We start from the raw sequence: 10,315 nt of genomic DNA on the forward strand, positions 1-10,315 counted from the left end.
GACGGCATCCTTGGCGGGCGGCTCACATCCATTTCAAAGTCAGTGCCCCGGAATACACTGGGCTGACAACACAAATTTTTATTGCTGGCGATCCTCACCTGGATTCAGATACAACCTTTGCAGTGCGATCGGCGATCGTTCAATTGCAAAAGCACGAAGCACTAGACGAACTCAAGGCACACAATCAAAGTAAACCGTTTTACACGACTGAGTTTGATTTTGTGTTGAAACCCGCTACTCTCTAGCCGAGAATCATCAAGCAATGGTTGCACATTATGTCTACACCATCAATCCAGAACAATCTGCTAATTGGCATTTGGAAGTTAATTTCTGCAACTGCCATTTACGCTGATGGAACGGTGACTCCAGACGTGTATGGAACTCATCCGGTTGGCTACATCACTTACACATCAGATGGTCACATGATGGTGATGTTTTCTAGGAGCGATCGCTCACCGCTGAGTCAGGAGGTCAGATCACCGCTGACTCCCCAGATGCAATCTTTACCCGTGGAAGAGCTTGCTCAAGCATTTACAACATTCAATGCTTACGCTGGAACTTATACGTTGAGTGGCAACACAGTAACTCACCAGATCAAAATTGCATCAATTCCTAATCGCGTTGGTACAACGTTAGTTCGCACCTTTACTCTTAATGAGAGCCGACTAACGCTCGTGACGCCGCCAGTCTTGAGTGATGGTGTTGAAGCGGTTTTTGAGCTGGTGTGGGAACGCATTATAGCAAGGGGAGTTCGTTGTCGATAACGAAGTAGAGGCAAGTACGATCACTTTTCACTCACTGAAAACGTCGCTATCCTCGGTTATCTCAACGGACGAAACTGGCTCACTGGCGAACGATCGATTGCCGCTCCCTACCTGTTCGTCATTCTGCGTTGGGCGATCAACACTCAGGTCGGACTACAAGGCTTTGAGAACCTGTCACGATTTGTAGACCGCATGAATCTCGATGCTGGTGTCCGTGCCGCGCTAGCTACCGAAGCAGAATTAAAGCCATCTTAGAGGTGGCAAATGCAGCGATCGCGCTCAGGCAACAATGAAGGATTCTTGTCGTTCTGAACCGATGATACGCAATGGATGCTTGCCCCATCTTTGAAGTCTGCTTAACGCAAAATTGTTAAGACGGTGCTCGATCTCTGCATAACAATTGTGATGCAACAGACAAAAACACATCATCAATTTACAACGGAGAAACCTCTCATGCCTTACATTACCGTTGGTCAAGAAAACTCTGCAACCATCGATCTCTACTACGAAGATCTTGGGACAGGACAACCGATTGTTCTGATTCATGGATTTCCATTGAACGGACATTCCTGGGAGAAGCAGGTTTTAGTTTTACTGAATGCAGGATATCGAGTAATTACCTACGATCGCCGAGGATTTGGCAACTCCAGTCAGCCCTCATCTGGCTATGACTACGATACCTTCGCCGCCGATTTGAATACACTCATGACCAAGCTTGACTTGCAAAATACCGTGCTGGTCGGTTTCTCAATGGGAACAGGTGAAGTCACACGTTACCTTGGCAAATACGGCTCAGAACGGGTGCAGAAAGCCGTGCTGATGGCTCCCGTTCCACCGTTTCTGTTAAAGACAGACGACAATCCAGAGGGTGTTGATCAAAGCGTTTTCGATGGTATTATGAAAGCGATTGTTGATGATCGTCCAGCTTATTTCTCTGCCTTTTTCAAAGAGTTCTTCAATGTTGATGTATTGCTTGGCGACCGTATCAGCAATGAAGCGATTCAAGCCAGTTGGAATGTAGCAGCAGGGGCTTCTGCTAAAGGGACTTTGGACTGTGTACCCTCCTGGCTCACCGATTTCCGCGATGATCTGCCCCGCATTGATGTGCCAACTCTGATTATTCATGGAGATAGCGATCGCATTCTGCCGCTTGAGTCCACCGCAGCAAGACTTCCAAAGCTGATTAAAAACAGTCAACTTGTTGTCATCCCTGGCGGGCCGCACGCCATCAACTGGACTCACGCTGATCAGGTCAATCCCCTGTTACTGGACTTTCTTCAGCAGGAATAATCAGCGATCTACTGCATTTCTGGCTTGCGAAAAAACTCTGTGATTCACCCCGTTGAGTCAGGCTCAAATGATACACATATTTGTCTAGTTCTGAAGAGGCAATTCTATGACTGTCCCCACTCAAACGTCTCGAACCGTTGCCGGAGTAATCAACAGCGTTGAAACACTCGAAGGGGCCGGATTTCTTGTACGTCGGCCCTTTCCCAAAAGTAGCTTCTCTGAATTTGACCCGTTTCTCCTCCTCGACGAGTTGGGTCCGATTAATCTAAAGCCGGATCAGGCAAAAGGTGCACCCGATCATCCGCACCGGGGCTTTGAAATCGTCAGCTATGTCTTGGATGGACGGTTAGAGCACAAAGATTCTGCGGGGCACGCCGGGCTACTAAATCCGGGTGACGTCCAGTGGATGACAGCAGGTGCCGGGGTCGTGCATTCCGAGATGCCGGAGTCAATGTTTACCCAAACTGGTGGACGGCTCCACGGCATTCAACTATGGGTCAATCTGCCACAACGAGACAAAATGATGCCGCCCCGCTATCAGGAAATTCCAGCGGCTCACATTCCGGTAGCTCAAACCGAAGATGGGTCTGTGACGGTGCGGGTGATTGCGGGAGAAGCGTTAGGGGCAAAAGCCGTAATTCAGACGCGCACGCCGATAATTTACCTCCACTTCACACTGCAACCAGGGGCAACGATGATCCAGCCTGTACCAGAAGAGTACAACGCCTTTGTCTATGTACTGGAGGGGTCTGGGTTGTTTGGGACAGAGCCAGCACCTGGTGATGATGGGCAGATGGTGCTCTTTTCTCAAGATGGAGAAGATGTAGTGATCTCCAACCCTGCTGATGCTCAGCGTCCTTTAGATCTTCTGCTGATTGCAGGTGTACCCCTTAACGAACCAGTCGTACGCTACGGTCCATTTGTCATGAACACTGAAGCTGAAATCACCCAGGCGATCAACGACTACCAAGAAGGAAGGATGGGACAGATTTATGCTTAACAAATTTCAAGATTGGACTAGTCAACATCAACGCTTGAGTGAGATACGAATCAAACTACTGCATCTGCACAAGCTTTTACTAGAGACTGAGCGTCTTACCTATGAGCAAGTTCGAGGGCAAGTTTCTAGAGGTGAATTGCTACAACTGGTGATTAGTCATAAGCAGTTTGCCTGGTTGCATCGACTCTCAGAATTGATTATCCAAATCGATGAGTTGCGTCATGCCGATGAACCTGTTACATCAGAGGCAATTGAAGCGATTGACAGTGACATTCGGACACTGCTCAGCCCCGACGAATCGGGCGATGAGTTTGCCATGAAGTATAACACGGCGCTTCAACGCCACCCCGATGTCGTGTTAGCTCATGCAGATGTCATGATGTTGCTGACCTCTGACAGTATTTAACCCGCTTAACCACAGTCTGGAATTGCTTCGGGAACAGCTTTTGAGGATCTGCCGGAAGATTGGTTATGTCCAGTCTGTGGCGCGAAGAATGTAAAAAAACTGTGTGATTCACCCCGTTGAGTCAGACTCACACGCTAGGGCGTGTCTGAAAAGTAAACATTGAATGGAGACTTATAGCGATGTCTAAAAATCCAAAAATCGGCTTAGAAGGACTGCTTCGTCCAGAAGATAGCATCCTGGTACTAATTGACCACCAGCCCTATCAGTTCACCAACTTGAACAGCCATGAACCTACGATAATCATTAACAATGTTATTGGTCTTGCCAAATCGGCAAAGGTGTTTAACGTACCCACAATTCTGACCACAGTCATTGAAGAAAGAGGGGGTTACATCATTAAGGGACTACAGGATGTTTTTCCTGATCAAAAACCGATCAACCGGACTTTCATTAATACCTGGGAAGATCCAAACGTTACAGATGTAGTGAAGAAAAGTGGTCGCAAGCAACTTATACTCGCTGCGCTTTACACCGAGATATGTCTTGCAATGCCAGCAATTCAGGCACTGGGTGAGGGTTATGAAGTATTTATCGTTACCGATGCTTCGGGCGGTGTTACTGCGGAAGCTCATGACATGGCTGTTCGCCGTATGGTTCAGGCTGGCGCAGTTCCAATCAACTGGATGGCTGTACTTGCTGAATGGCAGCGTGACTGGGCACGCGCAGAAACATCTGCGGGTGTATCAGATATTACTCTTGAGCATGGCGGTGCTAGTGCGGTGGCCCTTGCCTGGGAACTTCAGCTTCTTGCAACAACCCCTCCAGTGACCTCAGGTGGACACTAATACTTGAGGTTTCCTCTACGGAAGCAACAAGTAAAATAGGAGACAGCATTTTGAAAAAGATAAAATACTGTCTCTGTCTCAAGCGTTATTGATTCATCTGTTGCGCCACTATTCTTAGGTCGTACAAATTATCATGCCTGAGAATAGAAGCTTAACTTACAGCTAATTGCAGCAGGCGATCGATTACATTCATGCTCATCTGAATCGTGATTTATCCTTAGCCAAACTGGCAAGTGTAGTTAACATCAGCCCGACTTACTTTGCAAGTTTGTTTAAGCGAACGATGGGGATTTCGCCCCATCAGTACGTAATTCAACGGCGCGTGGAACAGGCAAATTTCTCCTCCAAAATTTACAGATTTTGAACTTGATCCGATTGTGTAATTGCAAGCCTAAACTTATGCTGATCCAAAAACTAAACGACTGTGAAGAAATGATCGCTGGAGATGGAACTGTTCTGCGCGAATTGCTTCATCCTGACAAACAAGATATCAACTTGCGTTACAGTTTGGCGTATGCGATCTTGCCTGTTGGCAAAACTTCGATTCCCCATTCTCTAAAGACTTCTGAGGTTTATTACATCATTAGCGGTGTTGGCGAAATGTCGATCGATAGCGAAGTTCGTCACATTGAACCAGGCGATACGGTTTACATTCCTCCAAATGCAATCCAGTTCCTTCACAACTACGGCGACGAACCCATTGTTTTCGTTTGTCTAGTTGATCCAGCTTGGCGCAAAGAAGACGAAACGATTTATGCACCAGTCTGATTCATGCAAATCTCACTGCTAGGGATGATTGATCACGATCTTAGGAAACCCAGCCATCGTTTTCAGTCAATGTTCATTGAAACTCTCTAGGAGCCATCATGAGTACTGCTGTAGTGAATGGCGCGTCCCATGTTGTGATGGTTGCCCATGCAGATGCTGTTGCCAAGCTCATCGATTGTGCTGCAACCGCGCTATAGACGAGGCATAAACGCATCTGGCTACATCACTGGACAATCCTTAGTGATCGATGGCGGATACACAGCGAACTGACCCATTTCAAGAGAGAACAAGAGAGAACAGACGAGCTTGATTTTCTGATCACATCTACAAGGAGGGATTCTATGTCAACTTTTGTCTTAGTTCATGGCTCCTGGCATGATGGTTCTGCTTGGCAGGCAGTCATTGATCAACTAGAAGCAAAGGGACATCATGCTTTTGCGCCCACGATCGCTGGACATGGCAAAGGCGTGAACAAAAACGCATGCTCAATGCACGCAATCGATCGTCGATTACATTGTGAGTAAAGACTTAAACGATATCGTTCTAGTCGGACATAGTTTCGGTGGGACAATTATTGCCAAAGTTGCTGAAGCAATCAGCGATGGCTTCGCCGGCCAAAAGCAACGCATTCGACGACTCATCTTCTTCAATGCCTTTGTCCTCAATGATGGTGAAAGCCTCAACGATAACACCCCACCGCACTCTCAAGCGTTATCCGATCAGCTAGCGAGACAATCGGGCGATCATACGGTGATGCTACCTTTTGAGATTTGGCGAGAAGCGTTTATCAACGACGCTGACCTCGAACTGGCTCGATCGAGTTACGCACAATTATCGCCCCAAGCGTATCAACCGTGGCTTGACAAGTTAGACCTAAAGCAGTTTTACTCGCTGCCCATCCCCAAAAGCTACCTCTACTGTACCGAAGACAACGTCCTTCCTCAAGGCGATTGGGGTTGGCATCCCAGAATGTCTAGCCGCTTGGGACTATTTCGGTTGGTGCAAATGTCCGGTAGTCATGAGGTGATGTTTTCCAACCCGGTCGGCTTGGCAGAAAAGATGATTGCGGCAGGGCGCGACTAGCTGATGGTTGAGATGAACAACAGACAATCGCTTATCCCCGAAACAAGGGCGCTAACCGATCAGAATTTGACCAACTGTTCACCGTTGTCTCCTACCAGGAATACCAAAAAACTATGACCTGCGAACATCTCAACAATCTAACTGTAGAAAACCTGATTTCTAAAGCAGCTTATCTCGTATTTCGTTGTGAAGAGTGCATTAAAATAAATAGCCGCTGGGTACACCTTTGGATTTGCCAAACCTGTGGCAAAATGCTGTGCTGCGATTCCTCTAAGCATCAACATGCTCGTCGTCATTATGAAGCAACCAATCATGCAGTGGTTAGTTCGGCTGAATTGGGGGAGCAGTGGTTATGGTGTTTTGCAGATGAACAGGGAAAAGACTATTGATAGCGATTCTGATTTCATCTAGATTTCCTTCTCATTTCTTCAACATGTTCTCCTCATGTGGGTGATTTTCATGGCTGTTTCTAATCAAAGTACTCCCATTGACATCGTTTGGCCCAGTTTGCCCTTAGCAGCTTGGCAGGATACCTATGCAACTCTCCATCTATGGACGCAAATCATCGGTAAAATCCGGTTGGCACTGGCACCTAAACTCAATCACTGGTGGCAATCTACTCTTTATGTCACACCGCGTGGACTAACAACCGCTTCAATCCCTTGCGGAACTCGTAACTTTCAAATTAGCTTTGATTTTCTCGACCATCAACTACAAATCGACACTAGCGACGGCATTACTAAAAGAATTGCACTGGCTCCTCGCTCTGTGGCAGATTTTTACCAAATGGTGCTAACTACATTGAGCGACATCGGCATCGAAGTTCAAATCTGGACAATGCCGCAAGAAGTGTCAGAACCAATCCCGTTCGATCAGGACTATCAACACGCAGCTTATGATCCGGAATATGCACAACGGTTCTGGCGAATTCTTGTGCAAGTCGATCGGGTCATGACCTTATTCCGTTCCCAGTTTATTGGTAAATCCAGCCCTGTACATTTTTTTTGGGGCAGCTTTGATCTTGCTGTGACTCGTTTCTCTGGTCGTCGTGCGCCAGAACACCCAGGGGGAATTCCGAATATGGCAGATTGGGTCACGCGCGAAGCCTATTCACACGAAGTCAGTAGCTGTGGTTTTTGGCCAGGAGGTGGGTCAGTTGTGGAGCCTGTTTTTTACGCTTATGCTTACCCTACGCCGGAAGGGTTCCATGATTACCCAATCCAACCCACAGAAGCTTTTTACAGCTCAGAGATGCAAGAGTTTATCTTACCCTATGAATCCGTGAGACAAACTGACGATCCAGATGCAATGCTCCTTGCTTTTTTCCAAAGCACCTATGAAGCAGCAGCCAATTTAGGACATTGGGATCGAGTTGCGCTGGAGCATACTCAAAGTTGAATGTTGGAACTTACTAAACTCAAGTTGGCTAAAACAAAGACAACTTGAATAGAGGAGAAATTCAAATGTCAGACAAAAATAAAGCCATCTTAGAAGAGGCAAACGCGGCGATCGCCCAAGGCAACAATGAAGGATTCTTGTCGTTCTGCGCCGACGACATGGAATGGACATTTGTAGGTGACAAGACCCTTAAAGGAAAAGAAGCCGTTCGCCAATGGATGGCAATGACATACATAGAGCCGCCAAAGTTTAGGGTCGCTAACTTAATCGCTGAGGGTGATTTCGTCACGGCACTCGGCGACATCACCATGAAGGACGAAGACGAGAAGGCGGCTGATTACTCGTACTGCGACATCTGGCACTTTCATGGCGGCAAGATTGTCGAATTAAGAGCTTTTGTCATCAAAACCGAGGTCAAGGATGAAACCAGCAGCGCGGCGTAAATCATCTGCAAAAGTCAGGATGTATTCTCATGAAAAACGCAACTTATGTGGAGGCTGCTCGGCGAGGTAGTCACCGCTGGTGGCGGTATCTTCTGGGGCTGGTAATCATCCTCTTTGCGTGGCTGGTTGTCGGCACCGTTGCCAGCTTACTCGTGGCGATCACCTACAAGGTGTTCAAACGCGACGAGGCATCCGAACCCGTTTTCCAGAGCCATCAGAAGGGTCGTCGCTGATCTCGTCAGTTCGTTGCTGAAGGTCAATTTTGATTGAAACAGGAGAAACAGGATGATATTGCAAGACAAAGTGGCGTTAGTCACTGGAGGCGCATCGGGAATTGGCAGAGCAACTGCGATCGCATTCGGTGCTGCTGGAGCCAAAGTGGTCTTCTCAGACATACGCGGTGTAGAAGGTGAAGAAACTGCTGATTTGATTCGTGAGACTGGGGCGGAATGCTTGTTCGTGAAATCAGATGTATCGAGTGAGGCGGATGTCCGGGAATTGGTGCAGAAAGCGATCGCGACCTACGGCAGACTCGATTGTGCCTTTAACAATGCTGGCATTGATCTTGCTGTTAAACCACTGCACGAACAATCGATCGAGGATTTTGACAAGATCATGTCGATCAATGCGCGAGGAGTATTTCTGTGCATGAAATATGAAATTCAACAGATGCTCACCCAGGGCGCAGGCGCGATCGTGAACAATTCGTCCACCAATGGTCTTGTTGCGCTGCCAGGAATCTCTCCCTACGTTGCCAGCAAACATGCGGTGATGGGGCTGACACGCACCGCCGCACTTGACTATGCCAAACAGGGCATTCGGATTAATGCTGTTAATCCCGGTCCCATTGCGACTGATCTAATGGCTCGTAGCGCTGACCAGATAGGCATAACGTTCGATGATCTTGGGTCTATGGTTCCGATCGGTCGGATCGGTCAGGCAACAGAAATTGCTCAAGCGGTGGTGTTTCTCTGCTCCGACGCTGCCAGCTACATCACTGGGCAACCCTTAGCGATCGATGGTGGATATACAGCGAGTTGATTGAAACAGTTCTATCTAGAACATGAAACCATAGCCCTCTACACACAAGGATATTGCGATGCGTAGACTCGTGAGTTCACCAGATGCCGTTGGCAACCTCACCTTTCAAGACACTGAAGTTCCTACTCCGAAAGCTAACGAGTGCTTGATTCGCGTCAAGGCATTTTCGATGAATAGGGGCGAACTTAAGCGATCGCAAAATGATCCACTGGGCACCTTCGCCATGCAGCTTGCTCGGATGATGGGAGCCAGCGTCGTTGCCCAAATTCGTCAGCCAGCGCAAGAAGCATTTGTGGGAGATTACGGCGCGGATGAACTGGTGGTGTTGATCGAGCAGTTTCGTGGCGTGAAGCAGACGTAACGTCGGCTGATTTGATTGGGCGCAGATTTTCAGGTAAGGCTGTGCTGCATGTGGACTAATTGTTGTTCATCGGCTGAGTCATGTCAGCCACCTAAGAATAGATTATCACTGAGCTTTATTTGCAAAGAATGAAACGATTTACCTTGTTTACTTTCCTGTATCTCGCGCTGGGAGTTTGTCTAACGGCGATCGCACTTGGATACCCAAACCTGCCTTCGGGTCTTCAAAGAAGCTTGTTCATCAGTGCAGGAACCTCCTACATTTTTTGTTTCCTCAGCACCTTCCCATTTTGGCGCGAGAGGACGATCCGCTTCTATCGCAGACGGAATTCAGCGGTAATTCTACCCTGGTTGGTGATTGGATTCTATATTGTTTGGATGATCTGGGAGGTTCAGAGTCAGAACTGGACAATGGAAGCCATTTTAGGAGCATTTTCGCGGCTAATATTTGTCTTAGGGTTTGCAGAAATCATTGTGATTACATGGCAAGTGAATTCTGAACGTTAGGGTCTAAATCGAATGGCACTAAGTTAAGACACAGCCCTTGCCCAGAATGGGTTCCCAGCCTGGAGGCTGGGAACGAGACTAAACAAGCCTTTGGGCTTTTCTTAGTGCCATTCGATTCTGCGCCGTTTCACCTTTAAATGGATCGTAATACAAACTACTTCTCGGATGAGTTGGTGAAAAATATCGCTATCATTGCACCTTTAATCAATGAAGCACTTAGTTTCGTCGATCACAAATAAGTTGCAGAATTAGCACGCGATGGCGCAAAGCGCCCGCCCAAAAGGCGATCGCACCTTGGCGTTTTTGAAACACTATTTTAGCAGCAATCGAGTAATGTCAAACTCATTAATTTTACAACACTCATGAAAACATTTGCGTTCCTCCTGGCTCTGCCAATCAGCTGTCTCTTA

At 47.5% G+C, this 10,315-nt stretch carries 18 protein-coding genes; all 18 read left to right on the forward strand.

The window, feature by feature from the left end; genetic code table 11:
* On the forward strand, positions 1-245 hold a 245-nt coding region (locus tag IQ229_RS02135; RefSeq protein ID WP_457852497.1), incomplete at its 5' end, for a dioxygenase family protein.
* 30 nt (positions 246-275) lie between these two features.
* Positions 276-764 (forward strand): lipocalin-like domain-containing protein, encoded by a 489-nt coding sequence (locus tag IQ229_RS02140; RefSeq protein WP_194040858.1) that lies wholly within the window; start codon positions 276-278, stop codon positions 762-764.
* Between the two features lie 453 nt (positions 765-1,217).
* On the forward strand, positions 1,218-2,054 hold the full coding sequence (locus IQ229_RS02145; protein ID WP_194040860.1) for an alpha/beta fold hydrolase: 837 nt from the start codon (positions 1,218-1,220) through the stop codon (positions 2,052-2,054).
* A 106-nt stretch (positions 2,055-2,160) separates the two neighbouring features.
* On the forward strand, positions 2,161-3,054 hold the full coding sequence (locus tag IQ229_RS02150; RefSeq protein ID WP_194040862.1) for a pirin family protein: 894 nt from the start codon (positions 2,161-2,163) through the stop codon (positions 3,052-3,054).
* Positions 3,047-3,460 carry a hypothetical protein gene (locus IQ229_RS02155; RefSeq protein ID WP_194040863.1) on the forward strand — a complete coding sequence of 138 codons (414 nt, stop codon included), beginning with the start codon at positions 3,047-3,049 and terminating at the stop codon, positions 3,458-3,460. Before IQ229_RS02150 ends, IQ229_RS02155 begins: the two co-directional genes overlap by 8 nt.
* A gap of 21 nt (positions 3,461-3,481) precedes the next feature.
* Positions 3,482-3,580: a rubredoxin gene (locus tag IQ229_RS02160; protein ID WP_190946824.1), complete on the forward strand. Its 99-nt coding sequence runs from the start codon at positions 3,482-3,484 to the stop codon at positions 3,578-3,580.
* 59 nt (positions 3,581-3,639) lie between these two features.
* Positions 3,640-4,305 (forward strand): hydrolase, encoded by a 666-nt coding sequence (locus IQ229_RS02165; RefSeq protein WP_194040865.1) that lies wholly within the window; start codon positions 3,640-3,642, stop codon positions 4,303-4,305.
* Between the two features lie 166 nt (positions 4,306-4,471).
* A complete protein-coding gene (locus IQ229_RS02170) occupies positions 4,472-4,669 on the forward strand; it encodes an AraC family transcriptional regulator (protein WP_228013026.1) in 198 nt (65 codons plus the stop codon).
* A 35-nt stretch (positions 4,670-4,704) separates the two neighbouring features.
* Positions 4,705-5,073 (forward strand): cupin domain-containing protein, encoded by a 369-nt coding sequence (locus IQ229_RS02175; RefSeq protein ID WP_194040867.1) that lies wholly within the window; start codon positions 4,705-4,707, stop codon positions 5,071-5,073.
* Between the two features lie 341 nt (positions 5,074-5,414).
* Positions 5,415-5,597, forward strand: coding sequence for an alpha/beta fold hydrolase (locus IQ229_RS23640; protein WP_228013029.1), 183 nt, complete (start codon positions 5,415-5,417; stop codon positions 5,595-5,597).
* Positions 5,590-6,156: an alpha/beta hydrolase gene (locus tag IQ229_RS02185; RefSeq protein ID WP_322743924.1), complete on the forward strand. Its 567-nt coding sequence runs from the start codon at positions 5,590-5,592 to the stop codon at positions 6,154-6,156. Before IQ229_RS23640 ends, IQ229_RS02185 begins: the two co-directional genes overlap by 8 nt.
* Positions 6,157-6,269: 113 nt before the next feature.
* Entirely contained in the window at positions 6,270-6,545 is a 276-nt protein-coding gene (locus IQ229_RS02190; RefSeq protein WP_194040869.1) for a UBP-type zinc finger domain-containing protein, read from the forward strand.
* A 70-nt stretch (positions 6,546-6,615) separates the two neighbouring features.
* Positions 6,616-7,554: a DUF5996 family protein gene (locus IQ229_RS02195; RefSeq protein WP_194040871.1), complete on the forward strand. Its 939-nt coding sequence runs from the start codon at positions 6,616-6,618 to the stop codon at positions 7,552-7,554.
* 65 nt (positions 7,555-7,619) lie between these two features.
* A complete protein-coding gene (locus IQ229_RS02200) occupies positions 7,620-7,997 on the forward strand; it encodes a nuclear transport factor 2 family protein (protein ID WP_194040873.1) in 378 nt (125 codons plus the stop codon).
* Positions 7,998-8,026: 29 nt separating this feature from the next.
* Positions 8,027-8,230, forward strand: a complete 204-nt coding sequence (locus IQ229_RS23645) for a hypothetical protein (RefSeq protein ID WP_228013030.1) — start codon at positions 8,027-8,029, stop codon at positions 8,228-8,230.
* 52 nt (positions 8,231-8,282) lie between these two features.
* Complete coding sequence (locus tag IQ229_RS02210; RefSeq protein WP_194040875.1) at positions 8,283-9,038, forward strand: SDR family oxidoreductase; 756 nt, start codon at positions 8,283-8,285, stop codon at positions 9,036-9,038.
* Between the two features lie 58 nt (positions 9,039-9,096).
* Complete coding sequence (locus tag IQ229_RS02215; protein WP_194040877.1) at positions 9,097-9,399, forward strand: hypothetical protein; 303 nt, start codon at positions 9,097-9,099, stop codon at positions 9,397-9,399.
* 128 nt (positions 9,400-9,527) lie between these two features.
* Complete coding sequence (locus IQ229_RS02220; RefSeq protein ID WP_194040879.1) at positions 9,528-9,905, forward strand: hypothetical protein; 378 nt, start codon at positions 9,528-9,530, stop codon at positions 9,903-9,905.
* Positions 9,906-10,315: the final 410 nt, after the last annotated feature.

It is taken from the genome of Nostoc cf. edaphicum LEGE 07299 (genome assembly GCF_015207245.1).
Taxonomy (GTDB): domain Bacteria; phylum Cyanobacteriota; class Cyanobacteriia; order Cyanobacteriales; family Nostocaceae; genus Nostoc; species Nostoc edaphicum_B.

Bases quoted from the DNA above. Each gene is read 5' to 3' on its own strand.
- IQ229_RS02140 (WP_194040858.1), top strand. From the start codon at position 276: ATGTCTACACCATCAATCCAGAACAATCTGCTAATTGGCATTTGGAAG.
- IQ229_RS02145 (WP_194040860.1), top strand. From the start codon at position 1,218: ATGCCTTACATTACCGTTGGTCAAGAAAACTCTGCAACCATCGATCTC.
- IQ229_RS02150 (WP_194040862.1), top strand. From the start codon at position 2,161: ATGACTGTCCCCACTCAAACGTCTCGAACCGTTGCCGGAGTAATCAAC.
- IQ229_RS02155 (WP_194040863.1), top strand. From the start codon at position 3,047: ATGCTTAACAAATTTCAAGATTGGACTAGTCAACATCAACGCTTGAGT.
- IQ229_RS02165 (WP_194040865.1), top strand. From the start codon at position 3,640: ATGTCTAAAAATCCAAAAATCGGCTTAGAAGGACTGCTTCGTCCAGAA.
- IQ229_RS02175 (WP_194040867.1), top strand. From the start codon at position 4,705: ATGCTGATCCAAAAACTAAACGACTGTGAAGAAATGATCGCTGGAGAT.
- IQ229_RS23640 (WP_228013029.1), top strand. From the start codon at position 5,415: ATGTCAACTTTTGTCTTAGTTCATGGCTCCTGGCATGATGGTTCTGCT.
- IQ229_RS02190 (WP_194040869.1), top strand. From the start codon at position 6,270: ATGACCTGCGAACATCTCAACAATCTAACTGTAGAAAACCTGATTTCT.
- IQ229_RS02195 (WP_194040871.1), top strand. From the start codon at position 6,616: ATGGCTGTTTCTAATCAAAGTACTCCCATTGACATCGTTTGGCCCAGT.
- IQ229_RS02200 (WP_194040873.1), top strand. From the start codon at position 7,620: ATGTCAGACAAAAATAAAGCCATCTTAGAAGAGGCAAACGCGGCGATC.
- IQ229_RS23645 (WP_228013030.1), top strand. From the start codon at position 8,027: ATGAAAAACGCAACTTATGTGGAGGCTGCTCGGCGAGGTAGTCACCGC.
- IQ229_RS02210 (WP_194040875.1), top strand. From the start codon at position 8,283: ATGATATTGCAAGACAAAGTGGCGTTAGTCACTGGAGGCGCATCGGGA.
- IQ229_RS02215 (WP_194040877.1), top strand. From the start codon at position 9,097: ATGCGTAGACTCGTGAGTTCACCAGATGCCGTTGGCAACCTCACCTTT.
- IQ229_RS02220 (WP_194040879.1), top strand. From the start codon at position 9,528: ATGAAACGATTTACCTTGTTTACTTTCCTGTATCTCGCGCTGGGAGTT.